The sequence below is a fragment of the Parafrankia discariae genome, from assembly GCF_000373365.1.
In the GTDB taxonomy this organism is placed as follows: domain Bacteria; phylum Actinomycetota; class Actinomycetes; order Frankiales; family Frankiaceae; genus Parafrankia; species Parafrankia discariae.
On sequence record NZ_KB891103.1, the window covers coordinates 334200 to 353751 of the forward strand.

The following is a 19552-nucleotide window of genomic DNA, read 5'->3' on the forward strand; positions in this document are numbered from 1 at the left end:
TCGGGCCGGGCGACCGCCACGGTGACGGCCCATCCCGCGCGGCGGCTACCCGGCCCCCTCCCCAAGCAGCGGCGGAGGGGTCGAAGCAGGAGGCCGATGACACGTGGCTCGGCGGGTCCCGGGACCCACCGAGCCACGTCAGTGCCGCTGTCAGCCGGCTGATGGCAGGAGAGCGAGCAGCGCGGCCGTGTCCGCGAAATACACCTCGCTCGCACGTAGAAGACCGCCGGAAATGGTGAACAGCTCCACCGTCGGCATCGCCACGTTATTTCCCGTCGCACGATCGGTGAATGTGACGGTGGCCCGTAGGATCATGCGGTCGCCCTGCCGGAGGAGCCATTCGGTCCGGAAGTCGAGATCGAACATTCCCACGATGGCGGTCATCAGGGTGATGTAGGAGCCGATGCCGATGTGAACCCCACCCCACGGCAGTGATCGAGGTTCCGTGATGGTGAACTCCGGGTGCAGGATCTCGGATAGTTCGTCCCAGTTCCCGCCGCCCACAGCCGCGAGCAGGCGGTGGACCAGCTGGTCGGTGCCGGTCCCCGCGGCGGCCGTGGCGGCGGAGTGGAAGACCGCCATCGGATCAGCCCGCGAGCATGCGCTCGAGGCCCAGCGGGTCACCGAGGTAGACCGAGCCCGCGCCGGTGGAGGCGTCGTCAGGCCAGATGACGGTCTGTCCGGCGGCCACCCCGGCGACGATCCGTTCGGCGACGACCTCCGGGGCCGCCTTGTCTGCGTCGACTCCGGCGAGCATGTCGGTGTCGATGCCGCCCGGGTAGGCTCCGACGACCTCGATGTCCCTGTCGCGCAGCTCCGCCCGCAGGGACTGGGTGACCGAATGCGCCGCGGCCTTCGACGCGCAGTATCCCGTCATACCCGCCACCGGTGCCAGCGCGATCAGGGTCAGCACATTGACGATCGCGCCGGGCGCGTTCGCGGTCAGGACGGGAACGAAGGCCCGGCTCACCCGCAGCAGGCCCACATAGTTGGTCAGGGCATCCCGCTGGAACAGGTCCAGATCGCCCTCGAGCGCGCTGCCGAACCCGAGCACCCCCGCGTTGTTGACCAGGACGGTGACGTCGGCCGCGGCCTTGGCCGCGGCGTCCACGCTGGACTGGTCGGTGACGTCCAGGGCGAGGACGCTCACCCTCGGGTCGGCGCTCACGGTCGGGGCGACACTGCGAGGGTCCCGGGCGGTGGCGTAGACCTTGCTGGCGCCAGCGTCGAGGAGATGGTCGACCAGGCGGGCGCCCAGGCCCCGGTTCGCGCCCGTCACCAGAGCGATGCTGCCTTTGACGTTCATGAGTACCTTTCGGTCGCTTGTGGAATACAGCAACCGTATGGCGCATGGCAGCGTTAATGGATGACAGATAGTCTCGAAATCTTGTCTGTCCGTCTCACAGCTCGGCTGGCTGTGCTCCCATCGGTAGGCTGCAGCAGTGGATCTGCTCGCCGACGTCCTGAGCGTCGCCGGTGTGCGCGGAACCGTCGCCGCCACAGTGCATGCCGGCGACCCGTGGGGGCTGCGGCTGTTCCGGATCTCCGCGGCGGCCTTTCACACCGTCACCGCGGGCACCGCCTGGTTGCGTCTGCCCGGCCAGCCCCCCGTGCGGCTCATGCCCGGCGACGTCGTGCTCCTGCCCACCGGGGCCGCGCACGGTCTGGCAGGAGACCCGGAGGGCCCCCTGGAACCGTTCGATCACGCCGCGTCGAAAGCCGCGCCCGCCGCCGGCGGTCGGCTCGACGTCGGACCCGGACCGGCACGGACCAGGATCCTGTGCGCCTCCTTCCGGCACGATCCCGCCGTCACCACCCCGCTTTTCACCGTGCTGCCCGAGCTGGTCCACGTACCCGCCGGGACGTCCGGGGCCAGCCCGCTCACCGACACCGTCCGGCTGCTCTCGGGCGAACTCGCCGACCCCGGGCCGGCCACCACCACGCTGCTCGACCGGCTCGTGGACGTCCTGCTCATCCAGGTGCTACGGGCCTGGCTGCGAGCCGCGCCCGCCGCGCCGTCGGCGTCCTGGCTGCGTGCGCTGAACGACCCCATGGTCAGCATGGCGCTCGCCGCCCTGCACGCCGACCCCGGCCGCGCCTGGACGCTGAGCTCTCTCGCCGACCATGTCGCCGTCTCCCGGGCCACCCTCGCGCGCCGCTTCCCGGCCCTCGTCGGTGAGACCCCTGCCGCCTATCTCACCCGATGGCGCATGGACCTGGCCGCCCGCCGACTACGCGACACCGACGACCCCATCGAGGTCGTCGCCCGAGCCGTCGGTTACACCTCCGAGTACGCGTTCTCCCGCGCCTTCTCGCGCGACCGCGCCATCCCTCCCGGGCGCTTTCGCGCCCAGAGCCGCATCCGGCACGGCATCGCGGCCGCGTCCCCTCCTGCGCCCGTCTGACGTGAACCGACGCTCCGACCCCACGTGCTCGTGACCGTCGACGTGCCCTCCGGCTCGGCGAGGGCACGAGGACGAGGACGACCAGACCTTCGTGGAACCGGCTGAGCCCCACCGCCTGGGTGACGAGGAGTCTCGAGCGGTCGTGACCCGGTCCAGGGCGGAGCCGGGGGGCACCGTGAGACCGGGAGATCAGGGCCACCGCGCACTTTGCCGCACCCTGCTACTACGCCATACGATGCATCGCATGGCGAGATTCGGGCGGGACGAGGGCCTGGCCCGCTTCGGCGAGCCGGGAGTACTTGTCCTGCTGTCACTGAGCGACGGCGCGAAGCACGGTTACGCGATCACCGCCGACGTGCTGGAACAGACCGGAGTCCGGCTCGGTCCTGGCACCCTGTACGGCTCGCTGACCAAACTGGTGGAACGCGGCCTGATCGCCGCGCTGCCCAGCGAGGACCGCCGCCGCCCCTACGAAATCACGGCGGCGGGAAGAGCGGCCCTGGCCGCGCAGTTGGCCACCTGGTCCCGGATCGTCCAGACCGGGCAGTCACGGCTGGCCCAGGCATGAAGCGCTTCCTTCTCGCCCTGTGTCCCAGACAGTGGCGGGCGCGCTACCGCGACGAGTTCGCCGCGCTCCTCCAGGACACTCCCCTGACCTTGGCCGTTGTCATCGACGTCCTGCGCCTGGCCGTGGGGCTCCGTTTCCGGGCCAGGCCCTGGATCGCCCGGTTCGCCGGATCGGTATTCGCCACCGCCGTCATGGAAGCCGCTGCCGTACGGACCGGGCTCACCGACAACATCCTGTGGGCTCCGACCACGCCGCTGCGGGCACTGACCTTGGTGGTGGTCCTCACGCCGACCGCGCTGACGGTCGGCTCCGCGGCCACGCGCCGTATCCGGCTCCACGGAGACGAAGCGGCGTGACGGGACTGGCCGTAGCCGCTATGGTCGCGGCGGGCCTGATCACGGTGGCTCCGATCACTGCACGCCGACCGCCGCCGCCACCAGTCGTGGGCTGGGCCGCACGGCTACGGCGCGCGGTGGTCCGCCTTCTCCTCCTGGCCGCCGGCGCCTTTCTTGTCGCCCGGGCCGGATACATCCTTGCTAATGAGCACCCCGGCAATCCGGAGACGTATCGACACGCCTGGGGCGGCCCCCACTACATTGGTTTCATCGTGGTGCACGCCGGCCCCGCCGTCCTCGTCCTGTTCCTGGCCGGCCTGGCACTCCGCCGCAGGTCGCGGGTAAATCGGCGAGTAGTCGACCGGCAGCGCGGATGACAGGAGACTCCGGTCAGCTCGCGGATCCCGACCACGGTGTGGGCGCGACATCGCGCAACGCCGGAGCGAGTTCACGCCATTCGTGTTCCGGAAACGCGGCGGGGTCCGCGGTGAGGACCTGGACGCAGACGTGATCCGCGCCCGCGGCAAGGTGTTGGCGCACTCGGTCCTGAATCACCTGGGCGTCTCCGTAGGCGACGATCGCGTCGACCAGGCGGCGGCTCGGCCCACCGGTATCGATCTCATCGAAGCCCATCCGCCGTATGTTCGCCGCGTGGTGCGGCGCCATGGAGACGTAGGCACCGACGTGCGCCGTGGCTACCTCGCGGGCCCGCTCGACATCGGGATCCAGGACGACAGCCTGCTCGACGCCGAGGAACGCCTCTGGCCCCATGATCTGCCGCGCCCGCCGGGTGTGCTCGACGGGCACGAAGTACGGGTGCGCTCCCCAGGTCGATTCGGCCGCCAGCGACAGCATCCTCGGACCGAGCGCGGCCAGCACCCGGCGCGCGGCCGGCCGCGGCGACGGGCTGTGAACGGGGACGGCGTCCATGGCCGCCAGGTAAGAGGTCATAGCCGACACCGCCTTGCCCACAGCAGGTACGGGATAGCCGTCCAGTGTGTGGACGGTGTCGTCGACTCGGTGCCCGCCGAGACCGAGAAGATAGCGTCCGGGGAACGCCTCGCCGAGCGCGCGGGTCGCGGTCGCCATGACGATCGGATCGCGGAACGCGATGTTCGCGATGCCCGACGCGACGGTGATCCGCCGGGTGGCCGACAGCAGTAGCCACGCCTGGCTCGCCGTGTCACGGCCGAACGCCTCGCCGTACCAGATCGCGCCGTAGCCCAGCTCCTCGATCTCCGCCGCGGCCTCCCGCACGCGGCCGGCTGGCTGGCCGTCGAAGGCCATCGTCCAGACGCCGATGCGACCGAGCGTGTGCCCCTGATCCGTTTTCACTGCCGCCCTTCCACCCTCCGCCATCAATCGGACAGCATGTCCGCTTTCGTTGCGCTAGAATACGGATAGCCTGTCCGGTTGTCCAGAGCGGGTGGGGAAGGAGCCACGATGACGGCTGGGCGAGCTTCCGCAGAACGCCCGCTGCGCGCCGACGCCCGACGCAACCGGGACCACCTGCTCGCCGTCGCCCGCGAGGCGTTCGACGAAGCTGGGCCCGATGCGTCCCTGGTCGAGATCGCTCGTCGGGCCGGGGTCGGGCAAGGAACCCTCTACCGGCATTTCCCGACGCGGGCCGCGCTTCTACGGGCTGTTCTCGCTGACCGCATCGAGACGTTGTGCCGGCGGGCGGCGGAGCTGTCCGCCGGCGAGTCCGCGGACCACGCGCTGGCCGCCTGGCTTCGGCTGTTCCTCGTCCACGCCCGGGTCAACCAGGGTCTCGCCGGGGCTTTCATGCTCGAAGGCCCCGAGACCTCCGTCATCGACTGCCACCAGACAATCACGGACACGGCGGCCGGCCTTCTCGCCCGCGCCCAACAGATCGGGACAGCCCGCCAGGACCTGAGCCCGGATGACCTCATTCAGCTCGTCGTCGGGATCGCCCTCGCCACCGCCCGCGACAACGACGACGGTCAGGCCGACCGGCTGCTCGCGCTGGCCCTCGACGCGGTGCGCCGGAAGCCACCGGTCGACGGGGGATGACCGACAGCCCAGGGCCCGTGGGGGCTGCGGTTCGGGGGCGATCAGGGGTTCGGGTTCCACGTCATCCTGCGAGGCGCCTGCTGGCTGTCGAGCGCTGACGAGCCGCCACGGGCACTGCGGTCAGGTGACGTGGTGCTGCTGCCCGGCGGGAAGGAGCACACTCTGGCCGACGCTCCGGCCACCCCTGCTGTCGCCTTCCGCCTGGATGGCGAGCCGCGCGCCAAACGGATCGGTCACCAACACGTCGTCGGGGCAGTGGCCGGAGTGCAGTCGGTCCTGCTGTCCGGTGCCTACCGGCTCGAACCGCGCCGGCCGCATCCGCTGCTGGCCACGCTTCCCGACCTGGTGCACCTGCCGAACCGGCGGCGCCACGGGCTGCACACGGCGGTGGACCTGCTCGGCATCGAGGTCGAGGAGCAGAAGCCGGGCGCTCGCCGACCCCGCGATCGGCCTCAGCCTCCATCGCATTCACCAGGATCCGGCGCGATCGTGGACGGTGGAACAACTGGGCGCCGAGGCCGGGCTCTCCCGCGCCACCTTCACCCGCCGGTTCACCGCGCTGGTCGGTGAACCGCCCCTGGCCTACCTCACCCGCTGGCGCCTGACCACCGCGGCCCGGATCCTGCGCCAGCAGGACATACCGCTGTCCGCCGTCGCTCACCGCGTCGGCTACACGTCCGAATTCGCCTTCGTCAAGGCATTCAAAAGAGAGTACGGCCTCGTCCCCGGAAACTACCGTCGTGTGACCGGAGTCGACGAGGCCCGGTGGAACTGACGCCGGGCCACCACGTCGGCGGCGGCTGGCGTTCACCGCCGATCGGGCTGTCGGCACGGACGATGCCGACCAGTCGTTCGCGGTACAGCACGGCTGTCCGGATGTCAGGAGCCGCGACCTCGCCGGCGCCGATGTCCAGATCGACCGAGCCGTCGCGGAGGTCCTCGGTGCTTTCGCTGCCTTCGCCGACGAAGCGCAGCGTCACGCCCGGAGCGACCGCGGCTGTGGCTTCGACGACCGCGGTCGGCGCTGATCCGCCACGCGAGACTCACAGCCTGGGTGAGAACCCCGCCGGCCAGCAGCCCCAGCGACCCGCCGCCCCCGGTGACCAGTGTGTACGCGCTCATCGCCCGGGCCCACTCGCCCGGATTCGGGAACTCGGTGACGGTGATCGCGATACTGACCGACGAGGAGACGGCGGTGAAGAGGACGACGATCGACGAGTCGAGCGCGTTCATCGACATGGCCATGCACACGACCACCAGTGCGATCCAGCGGCGGCGGTCGGCCTCGCCCTGAGTGGGGGCCGTCGCGGGGTCGATCATCACCGGGCCGTGCCTCATGCGGCTGGCGATTTCAGGCTGCGCGGGACCGCCACGAGGCCGTCTCCCGGGTGTGAGCCACCGCGTGGCCACCCGGGGTGTGTCCCCATGACGCTGGCCTGCGGGCTCGCCGGCACAGGACCCGCCGCGCGGGTGACGGACCGGGGAGCCGTGGTGGCTCCCCGGTCCTACCGGGCCCTACCGGTCGGGTCAGATAGGCGGCGGCGTTACTGAGAGTAGGACGGGATTACTGACCGGACGCCAGGTACGGAACCCGCTCCCAGCTGAGGACCTCCGCCGCGCCCGGCCGGTTGATGGTGACCTTGAGCCAGTCAACATTGTTGGACGATCCGTCGACGGTGACGCGACGGAGGTTGTTCGCCGATCCGGTGACGCCGTAGGTGGTGAGCCATCGCGATCCAGCGGCCAACGGCTGGTCGCTCTCGTAGATGTGGCTGTCACCGTTGAACAGATAGACCTGCCCCTGGAACGAGCTGGACTCGTCGACGATGGCCTGGACGAGCGGCTTGAACGCCGAGATGTCGGTCCACGCGGGGGTGTACGTCGGGTCGAACATATCGGCCTGCAGGAGCAGCGCGACCGCCCTGTCGTGACGCTGACGAGCGCCGGCGAATGCGTTGTGGACGACCGCGATCACGTTGGTCATCCGAGCGTTCTCCTCGGCCGTCTGCTCCGGGGTAACCGCCGTCTGCCCGATACCGGTCCAGGGCTGTAGGCCGTTGTTGCTGCCGACTACGTGCAAGGTCGCGAAGTCGACGCCCTGCCGGCGAAGCTGGACGTTCTCCGGGAATCCGGCGGCGGCCTGGCTGTCGACGGTAATCGGATTCTGGCCCAGCGTGGTGCCCGGCTTGGAAAAAAACACCGACCTGTCGAAGTCGAGTCGTTCCAGCGGATTGTACCCGCCGTTGTTCGCCCGATGACAGTCGGTCCACTCATTGTCGCCAGGCGTATAGATCAGCGGACCGACAAAACGATCGAAGTCGGACTTGATCAAGTTGTAGTAGTCGTCGTCGCAACGGCTCGAGCCGTTCTTGATGTCACCGACATGAAACGTCATTTCTGGTTGAGCCGCGTTGATCTGATCGATCCAACCAGGAAATTTCGCGACCTGGTCGCTGCCGTAAGGTACGTCACCGATGACGGCGAACGAGAAGTGTCCGGACTTCTCCTGACCCGGAGGAGTGTCCGAGGCAAACGCGGCTGTCGTCGACAGGGCGACACCGCTGACAGCGAGAGCTACCACCTTCACGAGGCGTGTCACACGCATTGAACCCCCTAAATAGCATTTGCGTGCCAGGCGGGGGTAAACGGTGCCAGCGCATGGTGCCACGCAGGTAAACGCGGACCGGCGCACGGATGAATATTTGCTCACCGAGGTCACCCCTGACCTGGGCAGTCACCCAAGATGATCAGCCAAGCCAGGGGGATGGCGACCACGTCCGCCGCGCACCCATCCGTATTCGTGCCGAGCACACGGCTCCCTTTTCGCGTATCGGCTCTGTCGCGTTGCGCGAGCGGCGACACGGCCAGACACACGACAACGTGCGACATCCGGGAAACAGGTCATGCCGCACACCTGTGAGGAAGCGGTCCAGGCTCCCGCCGGCCCATCCGCCCTTCCAACACGGTGAGCATTCCGAGGGTGTCGCCGGCAGTGACCTCGACCAGCATCGACCGTTTCGGCCGCCGGAGAGTGCCGGCGAGCCATGACCGTCATGATCAGAGATCGTTGTCGGCGCCGCGTTCGTTCTTTCCGATACCAGCTGGTCCAGAACCATACCGACAAGGAGCACATGCGAGTCGTTGGTCGACGACTCCTCGGCCTCGGCAATCCGGCTCAGATGAAGTCCCACGTCATCACCGTAGCGCCCAGGCCAGCTGCGCCACGTCGTCCGCCTGACCGCGGATCAGCGCCCGTTGGCGTAACACGACGTCAGGCGTTGGCCGTGCGAAGCAGCATCAATGGTGGGCGTGAACGATCCGGCCGTCCTCGACGTCGGCATCCCGCAAATTCTCGCTCTCTTCACCGCCATTCGACGGGTTCCATCCCCCCCCAGAAGCAGGCGACGGCCAGCCGAATCGGGTGTGAGATGCGTTGTTACTCGTTCCGCGCCGACTCGGGGCCGGTGATCCGGTCTAGCAGCGGCAGTGTGGAGGCGACGGTGGCCAGCGACACCGCGAGCCCACCGGCGACCGTCAGGTAGAAAGAGGCGGGTGGAGCGAGCAACGTGTACTGCAGCTGTGCGCGCAGGAACAGGTAGGCAGCCAGGAACCCCGTTCCGATCGCGACCACGGCGACCGCCAGCAGCGGTACCACCGTTTCGAGGGAGATCACCCGGCGCAGCGTCGCGAGCTGGACCCCGGTGAGCCGAAGCAGGCTGAATGGCCACCGCCGGTCCCGGAGTCCGGCCACCACAGTCACCGCCAGGCCGCATCCGGCGATCGGCAGGCCGCACACCACGACGACGTCCGCCAGTCGCTGGAACTGGGTCAGCTGCTGTGTCGTGCCGGCCTGCCACTCGCCGACGCTGACCGGGAAGTGGCCGGCCGGGAAGGCACTGATCAGCGTCGTGCGGACTCGCTCGAAAGCCGATCGGGTGGTGGTGTCGACGACCACGGACAGGACGGGCTGGTCGTCCACCGCTTCGGGCCTGACGGGGGCGGCGTCCCACACGGCCGACGCGTTGCGCGAGAAGGCCCGCGGGCCGACGAGGTCCGGGTGCACGCTCGCGACCTGCGCGCCGGCCGGGCAGCTGCCGAACACCTCGAGCCGGTCCAGCTCGGCGCAGGTGATCAGGCCCCACTCGCCCGACGGATCCCGGCGTACGAGTGTCACGCTGCGCACCCCGGGGGCCGCCGCGAGGCCGGCCGGGATCTGGTCCGCGGCCGGTGCCTGACCCTCTTCGGGCCAGAACACCTTGGACAGTGAGGTCGTGGTGATCGAATCGTTGGGTGACTGGCCCCGGTTCGCGACGTACGTGGTGATCGTGGCGGTCGCGACGGTGGTCACGAACAGGGCCACCACGAGCCCGCTGACCGGCCGGAAGCCCGCGTACGGGTTGTCCGCCAGTCGCCGCCCGGCGATCAGGGTGGCCGGCCGTTTCGCCCGCCCCGCCAGCAGCCGCGCGCCGACCATGGTCAGCCACGGCCCGGCCAGCACCAGGCCGATCATGATCAGCGTGAGTCCCGACAGGAACGCGAGGATCTGTCCGTTCGAGGTCTGGGGCCGCCGGCCGATGAGGTAGGTCAGCTCCGTGAGTCCGACGGCCGGCGGGAGCACCCGCCATGCGCTCGGCCGATTCGGCGTGACCCGCTGGTGAACGCCCAGCGGCGAGACCTGCACCCGACGCAGCGCCAGCCACGCCGCGACGACGGCGCCCAGCGGGATGCCGACCGCGACCGCCAGCACGTTGGCGGCGGTGAGCGAAAGGTCCGACGGGAAGAACCGGTCGCCGGTGAACGGGATCGTGGCGAGTCCCGGCCGGCTCACGAAGAACAACGCGAGCCCCGCGGCCGGCCGGCCGCGCCCAGGCGCTGCGCGCCCACGCCTGACATCCCGCGTTCCCAGCTCCCGCGCCCGAGCGTCCGTCCAGGGCGGGGGCGGCGTGGGCGTGGGCGTGGGCGTCAGAGCTTCGCCCCGCCGGTGGCGTCGATGACCTGGCCGGTGATCCAGCGGGCTTCGTCGGAGGCGATGAACGCCACCACGTCGGCGATGTCGGCGGGCTGCCCGATCCGGTCGAGGGCGGAGAAGGAGCTCCACAGCGCGACCTGCTCGGGGTCGTCGCGCAGCCACCTCGCGTTGCTGTCCACGTCGACGATGCCGGGTGAGACCGCGTTGACCGTGATCCCACGCGCGCCGAGCCCCTTCGCCAGGCTGTGACTGAGCGTGTTCAGCGCACCCTTGCTCATCGCGTACGTCAGCATCTCCGGGGCGGCGATCCGGGTGACTCCCGAGGAGATGTTGATGATCCGCCCGCCGGCACGCAGCCGCGGCAGCGCTTCCTGGATGACGAAGAAGGGCGCCCGGACGTTGACCGCGAAGACACGGTCGAACTCCGCCACGGCGGTGCCGGCGAGGTCGCCGGAGGACGAGATGCCGGCGTTGTTGACCAGTATGTCCACCCCGGGCTCCACGTGGATCTCGGCCAGCCCCGTGTCGAAGGCCACCCAGAGGTCGCGCGCGGCGGCGGGCGCCTCGAGGTCGGCCCGGACGGTGAAGGCCCGGCCGCCCGCCCCGACGATGCGCAGGACCGTCTCCTTCGCCGCGGCCTCGTCCCTGCCGTAGTGCACGGCGACCAGGGCACCGTCGGCCGCCAGGCGTTGCGCGATCGTCCGTCCGATACCCCGGCTGGCCCCCGTCACCAGCGCGGTCCTGCCGTCGAGACGTGCCATCGCGTTCCCTCTTCCATCGCGGATTAGATCTTTATCGATCACTAAAGATCTCGGGATGAACTTTAGCGATCGCTATAGAATGCGTCAATGGAGACGGCAGACTCCCCCCGTCCGGGCAGACGCCGCACGTTCGACCGGGCGCGGGCGCTCGAGGTGGCGATGCTCGAGTTCTGGCGGCGCGGGTTCGACGCCGTCTCGATGGCGGAGCTCACCGCGCGGATGGGCATCGCCGCGCCGAGCCTGTACGCGGCCTTCGGGGACAAACGCGCCCTGTTCCGCGAGGTGGTCGACACGTACGCCGGCTCCTACGGCGCCTTCTTCGACCGGGCGCTGGCGGCGGAGGAGACGGTGGGCCGCGGGGTCCACCGCGCGCTGCGGGCCGCGGCGATCGAGTACACCCGGCCCGACCGCCCGCGCGGATGTCTCGTCCTGAGCGCCGCGGTGAACTGCGGCACCGCGTCGGCCGACGTCGAGGCGCTGCTGCGGGAGCGTCGGGAGGCGAACACCGCGGCGTTGCGCGAGCGGATCGAGGCCGACATCGCCGCCGGGGTGCTGCCCGCCGCGACCCGCGCCGACGCGCTCGCCCGGTACGTGGGCGCCTTGCTACAGGGCATGTCGCAGCAGGCACGCGACGGCGCCGACGCGACGGACCTGCTCGCCGTCGTCGACGTGGCGCGGGCCGCGTGGCCGGCGGAGACGGCCACGCCCTGACCCCGACTACCGGGAGAGCAGCGCGAGGACTCTCTTCATCGCATCGTCCCGGGCCGCCCGGTCGAAGGCCGGGGTGTCGGGCCAGAAGAAGGCGTGCTGAACCTCCGGATAGACCACGACCTCGTGCCGGACCCCGGCGGAAAGCAGTGCCGCGGAAACCCTGTCGACCTGATCCGCGTCGATCAGGAAATCTTCTTCCCCGACGACGAACAGCAGCTCTCCGCTGATTCCCCTGGTCAGCTCCAGCGTGGGTTCCGGCTGGCTGAGCGGGATATCGGTGCTCGGGAGCCAGCCGCCGTACAGGACGGCCGTACGGGCGATCGGCAGCGTGGCCGCGGCGAGATAGGCCAGGTGCCCACCGGCGCTGAAACCGACCACCGCGGCCTCGCGGACCGCGTACCGATCGGTGAGCACCGAGACCGCGGCCCGCGCATCGGCGACCGCCCCGGCCCGGGTCATGCTGTGGAGCAGGGCGAAACCCTCGGTGCGCCCGGCGTCGTCGCGGGAGAGGAACCGCCCCTTCTCAGCGTCCCGATGGTAGAACTCCGGCGCTGTCACCAGGTGTCCCGCGGCCGCGATCTCGTCCACGACCGAACGGATCCCGGGGGTCACGCCGAACAACTCGTGCGCCACGATCACACCGACCGGGGAGAAATCACCGGCCGGCCGAGCGCAGTACGCGGCCATCGTGGTTCCGTCTTCCACCGGTATATCGATCCACTGCCCGACAACGTCCATGCGGACCAGTCTTCAGCTCCGGGGAAGACGGGACCACAGCACGCTCATACTGGTACGGGCATTACCAGGCTGGTTATGGTCCAGGCTGGTTACGGTCCAGGCTGGTGATGACCAGGCTGGTGATGACCAGGCTGGTGATGACCAGGCTGGTGATGACCAGGCTGGTGATGACTAGGCTGGCAGGGCATGGGACCTGATGGGGATCCGGCCGCGCTGGGCGAGCTGCTCCGTTCCCGCCGGGCCCGGCTCACCCCGGCGGCCGTGGGCCTCCCGCCGGGGGCCCGGCGGCGCACTCCCGGGCTGCGCCGCGAGGAGGTCGCCCTGCTCGCGAACCTGTCGCCCACCTACTACACGTTCCTCGAGCAGGGCCGCCAGGTCCGCCCGTCCTCCCAGGTTCTCGACGCGCTCGCCACGGCGCTCCTCCTGGACGCCGCGGAACGCCAGTACCTGGACGTGTTGGCCTACGGCCGCCCCGGCCACCTCGCGTCACGTCCCGCGTCCGACGGGCAGTCGGAGCCGCCGACCGAGGTGGTGGCCGTCGAGGTGGCCGATCTGGTCCAGCGCCTCGCCCCCCATCCGACCATCGTGAAGGGGCGCCGCTGGGATGTGCTGGCCGCGAACTCGGCGGCTCGCGAGCTGTTCACCGACTGGGAGGCACGGCCGCCGGCGGACAGGAACCTGGTGCGGTGGATGTTCACCGATGATCAGGCCAGGCAGGTCTACCTCGACTGGGAGCGCGAGGCGCGGGCCATGCTCGGACGCTTCCGGCTCGCGACCGCGGCGTACACGACCGAGCCGAGCGTCGCCGCGCTCATCGCCGAGCTTCTTCGCGACAGCCCGCACGTCAGGCGGTGGTGGCCGAACCACGACGTCGTGTCGATCGGCGGCAGCGGGGTGAAGAGGCTGCGCCATCCACGTCTCGGCCCGGTGGAGTTCACCCACGTCGTACTGAGGGTCGCCGATCACCCGGAGCAGACCCTGGTCACCTACACCGTGCGGACCGACGGGCCGACGGTGTAGCCGGGAGCGACGTCCTCGTGGACGGCGGTGTCACAGCCTCCTGCCTGTTCGGTGAACCCGCGTCCGGTGAACGCGCGCCGCGGTCATGACGGGCCGGATCCGAAGCCGGCGTCGCGGGCCCGCAGGACCACCTCGGTACGGGTCGCCGCCCCGAGCTTGGTGAGGATCGTCGAGATCCGGTTGCGCACCGTCTTCTCGGAGAGGAGCAGCCGGGCGGCGATCTGCCCGTTGGCCAGGCCGTCCGCGACGAGGTCCAGCACCCGGACCTCGGCCTCCGTCAGCTGGGGGAACAGCCGCGGGGAGAGGCCGCCGACGGCGTGCCGCACCTTGTCGGCGATCCCCGGACCGATGACCAGCTCGCCTCGCGCGACGGCCGCCAGCGCTCGCGCGACGTCCGCCTTCGACGACTCCTTCAGCAGGTAGCCGCGGGCCCCCGCCTGGAGGGCCGCCTGCAGCGACGCGGTGTCCTCGCTCATCGTCAGGACCAGGACCGCGGTCCCGGGCGCCTGCTCGCCGATGCGCGCGGTGGCCTCGATGCCGCCCAGGCCCGGCATGCGCAGGTCCATGAGCACCACGTCGGGCCGGTGCAGCAGCGTCGCCGCCAGCGCGGCGTTGCCGTCCGCGGTCTCGGCGACCACGGTCGCGCCCAGCTCGACCAGCAGGCCGCGCAGCCCGTCCCGGAACAACTCGTGATCATCGGCGATCACGACCCGCACGGACGTCACGCCGGCCCGCCTTCCCGCAGCGGAAGGCGAGCCCGCACAAGCGTGCCGCCGTCCTCGGTCCCGCCGGTGGATCGGGCGTCAAGGACTTCCAGCCGGCCACCCACCTCGCTCGCCCGCTCCCGGATGCTGCGCAGGCCGACTCCCGGGACCGCGTCGGCGGCCAGGCCACCGCCGTCATCGGCCACCTCGACCATCAGCCACGGGGGCTCGGCCCGGACCTGGACCACGCACCTCTCACAGCCCGAGTGGCGGACCGCGTTCGTCGCCGCCTCCGCGACGATCCGGTACGCCGCCACCTCGGTAGCCGCCGGCAGTACGAGTTCCGCCAGCTCGGCCGGCGCGTTCAGGGTCACGACCGGCGCGAACGGCGCGACGGCCTGTGCCAGGGCGACGGCCAGCCCGCCCTCGTCGAGCGCGGGCGGGCGCAGGTCCTCGACGATGTGCCGGATCTCGCGCACGGTGCCGCGCAGCCGGTCGCGGACCAGGGCGGCGCGCTCCGCCGCGGGATCGGCCCGTTCCGCCAGGCCCTCGGCGATGCTGTCGAGCTGCATCGCCATCGCGGCGAGCTGGGGGCCGACGCCGTCGTGCAGGTCGCGGCGCAGCCTGCGGCGTTCCTCCTCGCGCGCGGCGACCAGCCGCTCCCGGCTGCGCCGCAGGTCATGCTGCGTACTCGCCGCGTCCAGCAGGTCACCGGCCCGCCGGGCGATGTCGTCGAACATCGCCCGTTCCGGCTCGGTGAACTGGTCCGCCGGGTGGCGGCGGCCCACGAGCAGGGTGCCGGCCCGCCCACGGCCGGTCCTGGCGGGCACCGCCAGCCGCTCGAGCCAGCCGACGGGTGTCCCGGACTCGATCGTCGCCAGGCGTTCGTCACTGCTCTCGATCGCCACGTAGGGCACTTTCAGCGCCTCCCGCACCCCGTCCGCGAGCTGTGAGAGAGCGTCCAGCGGCCCGGTGGCCAGGTCGAGCCGGCCGCGCAGGACGGCGAGCACCGCGTACGGGTCGCGGGTCGCGCCGAACAGCAGCCGGTCGACGAGCCGCTGCAGCTGGTCGCGGGCCGCCGCCGCGACCAGTGCCGCGACCGCGAGCACGCCGTAGGCGATCCGCCGCCCCGGCACCAGCGCGCCCGCGCCGGCGACCGTCGCGGCGTACGCCAGCACCAGGAACGCGGTGAGCAGGCCGTACACCAGGGTCCTGCTGAGCGCCGTCCCGATGTCGAACAGCCGATGGCGGACGGCTCCGACGCCGATGGCGGCGACCAGCAGCACCATCCCGACGCCCAGGTCTGTGGCCTGCGCGTCCGGCCCGTGCGGGAGCGAACCCAGCAGGGTCGCGCCGACCAGACCGGCCACCCCGAGAACTAGCCACTGCAGTCGGGCCCGCTCGACGCCGGTGGACCGGCGCAGCCGCGTCACGACCGCCAGGAGCCCGAGCAGCCCGCCGCCGAAGATGGCGGCCAGGGCGGTGACCATGGTGACGTGGCGCAGCCAGGTCACGGTCTCCAAGCCGTAGGGGTTGCGCAACGCCGCGGACACGTCCAGCCCTGTCGGGCTGAGCATCCGGGCGATCAGGTGACATCCGATGGCCACGGCGATGGCGGCGACGGGAGCGCGCCACCTTCTGGAGGGCAGCCGTCCGTCGGGGAACAGCGCCGGCACCAACCCCCACAGCACGAAGTACGGAACGTAGCCCCAGACCGCGAACCAGGTGGCCGCGTCCTGCGCGGGCAGCCCCCGCTCGCCGGGCAGCAGGGCGAGGGCCGCGTACTGGGAGGCCAGCAGGTACGGGCCGGTCAGCGCGGTCGTGAGCAGCAGCCAGCCGACCCGGTTACCCGGCTGGTAGACCAGCACCAGGGCCGCGACCAGCGGGAACGCGACGGCGAGGACCAGATCCGCGGGGTCCAGCGCGACGTGCTGGGCCGTGCGGGCCGTGACGTACCGGTGCAGCAGCAGGGCACCGGCCGAGCAGAGGACCGACGACAGCGCCAGGCCGACCACGAGCACCGAGGCCGCGACGACTCCGGTCGTCACCGTGCCCGCCGGCGCGGGTGCCGGCGCCGGCGGGAGCACGGGCGCCGGCGGGAGCACGGGCGCCGGCGGGAGCACGGGCTCGGGTGCCGGCGCGGGCAGGAACACAGGCGCCGCCGCGTTTGATGCCGTGTCATCCCAGGTGCCGGCGGATACCGGTGCAGATGCCCCCATGCACCCAGGATCGCGCCGGGAGCACGCCGGCTCGGCGCGGTGTCGCGCGCGCGTCCACCGCGGGGGGCGGCTGTCCCTCGTTTCCGGGACGCCGGGCACCCGAGGGTGATCCTCACAACGCCGACGGCGATCGAGCCGCCGGTGCGAGGAGGGGACGGCACACCATGACAACCACGACAGCGCGGGCCACCCGCGGCCACGCGGACGGCGGCGCCGCCGGTGCGGCCGGCGCGCCCGCCCGGGCCCGGTGGACGTGGCTCGGTGTCGGCGCCGGGGTGCTCGGCATCGTCGCGACGATGTTCACCAGCCCGAACGTCGGCAGTGACCGGGTCGGGCCGGAGGCCCTCGCCGGGCTCTCCCGAGGGCAGCTCCAGCTCGGTGGCGCGCTCGGCTACGCGACCGTCGCGCTCCTGCTGGTGCTGGCCGCGTCCTGGCGTGTGAAGGCGCTGGCCACGACGCGCGGCGCCGTGGCCGCCCGGGTCGTCGCCGACGGGCTCACCGCGTCCGCCGCGGCGCTGAGCCTGGGCTACGGCTGGAAGCTGGCGCTGGCGCTGTACCTGCCGGGCGGGATCAACGAGAACGGCTTCACCACTGACGGGCAGTTCTTCTACTTCATGCTCAACGACTTCGGCCCGTTCATCGGCTATCTCGGAGTCGTCGTGGCCGCCGGCGCGGTCGCCTGGCTGAGCCTGCGCGACCGCCTGGTGTCGCGGTGGCTGGGCCTGGTCAGCCTGATCCCGCCGGTCGCGGTGCTGTTCATGTCGGGTGTGCTGTCGATCGCCGGCTTCCCGGGCATCGTCGGGCCGATCTGGCTGATCGTCGCGTTCGCCGGACTCAGCCTCGGCAGCCACGAGCTCCTCGGCACCGCCAAGTCCCAGCCCGATTCCCGGCGGGTATCCGGATCCGGATCTCTCGGTCGCCGCTGACTCGGAAGCGGCTACCGAGTCGCCGATCGCGGTCGCGGTCTCAGTTGCGGTCGCGACCGCGACCGTACGCCGCCGGCTGGCTGGCAGGTCCAGCAAGCCGGCGGTGAGGGCGCGGCTGGGGGCGAGCTGGGACGCGCCCCAAAGGTCTGTGTCCGTTCGTGCCTGACCCGCTACTATGTGTCCGGCCAGGTGATCTGTCGCGAAAGCCGCCTCGGATCGGCAGGCGTCATGCGGTCGTCATCGCGGGGGTAGGCGGCATGTCCAGCGACAGTTTGAGCAACGACGAGATACGTGAGCTCGCACGCGTCTTCCAGAAGCAGCAGGCGGCCGGCCATCTGCTGGACGCGGCAGGCTTCCCGCGCGGGCGCCATCCGACCTGGGCCGCGCAGAACTCCGAGGATTTCTGGCGACAGGTCAGCTCCGAGCTCAGCTCCGGCGTCCTTCATGACGGACGTCACCGTGTTCTCGCGGCCGCCCACAGCGTGTTTCCCGCGAACGTCGTCTTCGCCGCCGCCACCCAGCTCCGGGATCCGCCCGACGGGGTCCCCGGCGGAACCTCGCCAGTCCGATCCGTGCGGCTGTGGCGCCGGGGTCCGCTCGCGAGCCCCAGGACCCGGGTGGCTGTGGCCGCCGGGCTTGTTCTCGTCCTGGCCGGCGTCAGCCTGGCCGCCGGTTTCGCTCTGACAAGCGGGGTAAGCGGCGGTCGTGAGCTGCGTCTGGAGCTCGCCGGCAAGCCGACCCTTGACGCGTTTATGCCGCCTGTCGGCCAGGACGAAGTCGTCGAGCCGCTTTCCTCCTCGCAGGGGCCGGTCAGCGGCGTCATACCAGCGGAGACCGTCGGCCTTTACGGGGGCACCAGGAACGCAGGCACCTGCGACCGGGACAAGATGGTCCGCTACCTGCGTGATAATCCGCCGTTACTGGCTGCCTGGACAGGTGTTCTCCAGGTGAAGCCGGCGGATCTCGATGCCTTCGTTAAATCCCTGACGCCGGTCGTTCTGCGCGCCGACACCCTCGTCACGAACCATGGGTACAAGTCCGGCTCGGCGACGTCTTTCCAGGCGGTGCTGCAGGCCGGGACGGCGGTACTCGTCAACGGCGCGGGTGTACCGGTCGTCAAGTGCGGCTGCGGGAACCCGCTGACCAGGCCGGCGGTCAACCCCGTCGAGGCGAAGAAGGCGAAGACCGTCGGCGAGGCCTGGCCACGTTTCTCGAAGAACACACTGACCCAGACGCAGCCACACGAGATCCCCGCGGACGTGTTCGTTCTCGTCGACGTGAAATCGGACCAGCCCTTCACACGCGAACGCGGTTCCGCCGGGGAAGGCGACCACGACTTCACCCCGGCAGCCGACACGGACTGGCTCAACACCAAATATCACGTGGACTGCGCCGGGGAGAAGTCATTCACGGCGGAAAACGGCGTTGGTACCCTGACCGACGCGACGGGAACCTACGAACTGCGCGTGTTGAAGGTGGCCGTCGGCGACCTGGCGGGCAGCTCACATCGCGAGGTCGCGGTCCTGCTCTCGTGCGGCGCGAGCGGCAGTCCACACAAGAATCTGCTGTACGTCTACTACGATGGTCCTAATATTCTCGATCATCCGCAGCCACCGCTGGACAACGGCCAGCAGGCCACAGATTTCACCGGAGGTCGGCTGGCTGTCGAGAACGGGCTGCTCGTCACCGAGGCGAGTTTCCCGAGTACGGCCGGATCGGGTACCGGGGCGACACGCGATGCGCGATTCCTGTGGAATGGGCAACGCTTTGTCCCCACCTCGCTGACCGCAAGCCCATCGCCTGGGACGAGCACTCCGGGCAGCAAGAAGGAAAACATCTCCGGCACCTGGCGGGGGGAGCTGCACATCACTCAGCCGGGCCCGTACGAAGCTCCGGTCATCCTGGAGATCAATCAGAATGGTTCGTCCATCACCGGCACCATCAGCTCGCCCGACAGCGTGGCCGCAAGCGCGTGTGGCCTGAGCGGGCGCCCGATCTCCGGGACACTCGACGGCGACAAGATCGAGTTCGCCGTCTCCGATGATCCGAACGAGACCCGCTTCGAGGGACAGGTTCAGGGGGACACCATCGCGGGAACCGGGACGTCTCGGTGCTACGACGGCCGGGGCACCTGGAGCGTGCGGCGCGGCGGCTGACCCGGG

19 protein-coding genes and 2 pseudogenes are annotated in these 19552 nt (G+C 70.7%); 11 read left to right on the forward strand and 10 right to left on the reverse strand.

Annotation, left to right across the window (positions count from 1 at the left end; all coding sequences use genetic code 11):
- Positions 1-150 precede the first annotated feature (150 nt).
- Both B056_RS0103570 and B056_RS0103575 read right to left on the reverse strand, forming a co-directional pair.
- Entirely contained in the window at positions 151-582 is a 432-nt protein-coding gene (locus tag B056_RS0103570; protein WP_026239281.1) for a nuclear transport factor 2 family protein, read from the reverse strand.
- A gap of 4 nt (positions 583-586) precedes the next feature.
- Positions 587-1306 carry an SDR family NAD(P)-dependent oxidoreductase gene (locus B056_RS0103575; protein ID WP_018500532.1) on the reverse strand — a complete coding sequence of 240 codons (720 nt, stop codon included), beginning with the start codon at positions 1304-1306 and terminating at the stop codon, positions 587-589.
- A 136-nt stretch (positions 1307-1442) separates the two neighbouring features.
- On the opposite strand from B056_RS0103575, the gene B056_RS0103580 reads away from it, so the two are divergent.
- From B056_RS0103580 to B056_RS43450, 4 genes are all read left to right on the forward strand, one after another.
- On the forward strand, positions 1443-2405 hold the full coding sequence (locus B056_RS0103580) for an AraC family transcriptional regulator (RefSeq protein WP_018500533.1): 963 nt from the start codon (positions 1443-1445) through the stop codon (positions 2403-2405).
- Between the two features lie 244 nt (positions 2406-2649).
- Complete coding sequence (locus B056_RS0103585; RefSeq protein WP_018500534.1) at positions 2650-2973, forward strand: PadR family transcriptional regulator; 324 nt, start codon at positions 2650-2652, stop codon at positions 2971-2973.
- Positions 2970-3329 (forward strand): hypothetical protein, encoded by a 360-nt coding sequence (locus B056_RS0103590; protein WP_018500535.1) that lies wholly within the window; start codon positions 2970-2972, stop codon positions 3327-3329. The genes B056_RS0103585 and B056_RS0103590 overlap by 4 nt, the downstream gene beginning before the upstream one ends.
- Positions 3326-3685, forward strand: a complete 360-nt coding sequence (locus tag B056_RS43450; protein WP_076784630.1) for a hypothetical protein — start codon at positions 3326-3328, stop codon at positions 3683-3685. Before B056_RS0103590 ends, B056_RS43450 begins: the two co-directional genes overlap by 4 nt.
- Before the next feature lie 13 nt (positions 3686-3698).
- Here the strand turns inward: B056_RS43450 and B056_RS0103595 are convergent, their stop codons facing one another.
- Entirely contained in the window at positions 3699-4643 is a 945-nt protein-coding gene (locus tag B056_RS0103595; protein ID WP_018500537.1) for a TIGR03620 family F420-dependent LLM class oxidoreductase, read from the reverse strand.
- A 108-nt stretch (positions 4644-4751) separates the two neighbouring features.
- Between B056_RS0103595 and B056_RS0103600 the strand changes: the two genes are divergently transcribed.
- On the forward strand, positions 4752-5342 hold the full coding sequence (locus B056_RS0103600; RefSeq protein WP_018500538.1) for a TetR/AcrR family transcriptional regulator: 591 nt from the start codon (positions 4752-4754) through the stop codon (positions 5340-5342).
- A gap of 6 nt (positions 5343-5348) precedes the next feature.
- A pseudogene (locus tag B056_RS45920) lies at positions 5349-6117 on the forward strand (AraC family transcriptional regulator); the annotation flags it as partial.
- A gap of 22 nt (positions 6118-6139) precedes the next feature.
- On the opposite strand, the pseudogene B056_RS45925 reads toward B056_RS45920, so the two are convergent.
- Positions 6140-6361: pseudogene (locus B056_RS45925) on the reverse strand (LysR substrate-binding domain-containing protein); the annotation flags it as partial.
- A gap of 35 nt (positions 6362-6396) precedes the next feature.
- Here B056_RS45925 and B056_RS42330 point away from each other — a divergent pair.
- Positions 6397-6636: a hypothetical protein gene (locus tag B056_RS42330; RefSeq protein WP_154676805.1), complete on the forward strand. Its 240-nt coding sequence runs from the start codon at positions 6397-6399 to the stop codon at positions 6634-6636.
- A gap of 270 nt (positions 6637-6906) precedes the next feature.
- Here the strand turns inward: B056_RS42330 and B056_RS0103620 are convergent, their stop codons facing one another.
- From B056_RS0103620 to B056_RS0103630, 3 genes are all read right to left on the reverse strand, one after another.
- Positions 6907-7947, reverse strand: a complete 1041-nt coding sequence (locus B056_RS0103620) for a metallophosphoesterase (RefSeq protein ID WP_026239284.1) — start codon at positions 7945-7947, stop codon at positions 6907-6909.
- 831 nt (positions 7948-8778) lie between these two features.
- Positions 8779-10170 (reverse strand): FtsX-like permease family protein, encoded by a 1392-nt coding sequence (locus B056_RS35015; protein ID WP_018500543.1) that lies wholly within the window; start codon positions 10168-10170, stop codon positions 8779-8781.
- 134 nt (positions 10171-10304) lie between these two features.
- The gene (locus tag B056_RS0103630) at positions 10305-11072 is read right to left on the reverse strand and encodes an SDR family oxidoreductase (protein ID WP_018500544.1); all 768 of its coding nucleotides are present in this window, start codon (positions 11070-11072) and stop codon (positions 10305-10307) included.
- Positions 11073-11159: 87 nt separating this feature from the next.
- Between B056_RS0103630 and B056_RS0103635 the strand changes: the two genes are divergently transcribed.
- Positions 11160-11783 (forward strand): TetR/AcrR family transcriptional regulator, encoded by a 624-nt coding sequence (locus B056_RS0103635; protein ID WP_018500545.1) that lies wholly within the window; start codon positions 11160-11162, stop codon positions 11781-11783.
- A gap of 6 nt (positions 11784-11789) precedes the next feature.
- Here the strand turns inward: B056_RS0103635 and B056_RS0103640 are convergent, their stop codons facing one another.
- Entirely contained in the window at positions 11790-12521 is a 732-nt protein-coding gene (locus B056_RS0103640; protein ID WP_020572296.1) for a dienelactone hydrolase family protein, read from the reverse strand.
- A 186-nt stretch (positions 12522-12707) separates the two neighbouring features.
- On the opposite strand from B056_RS0103640, the gene B056_RS0103650 reads away from it, so the two are divergent.
- Entirely contained in the window at positions 12708-13541 is an 834-nt protein-coding gene (locus B056_RS0103650) for a helix-turn-helix transcriptional regulator (protein ID WP_018500548.1), read from the forward strand.
- An 83-nt stretch (positions 13542-13624) separates the two neighbouring features.
- Here B056_RS0103650 and B056_RS0103655 read toward each other — a convergent pair whose 3' ends face one another.
- Together B056_RS0103655 and B056_RS0103660 are read right to left on the reverse strand one after the other, a co-directional pair.
- On the reverse strand, positions 13625-14266 hold the full coding sequence (locus B056_RS0103655; protein WP_020572297.1) for a response regulator transcription factor: 642 nt from the start codon (positions 14264-14266) through the stop codon (positions 13625-13627).
- Entirely contained in the window at positions 14263-16398 is a 2136-nt protein-coding gene (locus B056_RS0103660) for a sensor histidine kinase (RefSeq protein WP_018500550.1), read from the reverse strand. Before B056_RS0103660 ends, B056_RS0103655 begins: the two co-directional genes overlap by 4 nt.
- A 230-nt stretch (positions 16399-16628) precedes the next feature.
- On the opposite strand from B056_RS0103660, the gene B056_RS35020 reads away from it, so the two are divergent.
- The gene (locus B056_RS35020) at positions 16629-17390 is read left to right on the forward strand and encodes a hypothetical protein (protein ID WP_018500551.1); all 762 of its coding nucleotides are present in this window, start codon (positions 16629-16631) and stop codon (positions 17388-17390) included.
- 272 nt (positions 17391-17662) lie between these two features.
- Complete coding sequence (locus tag B056_RS39270) at positions 17663-19546, forward strand: DUF6777 domain-containing protein (protein ID WP_230202801.1); 1884 nt, start codon at positions 17663-17665, stop codon at positions 19544-19546.
- The last annotated feature ends 6 nt before the right edge of the window (positions 19547-19552 follow it).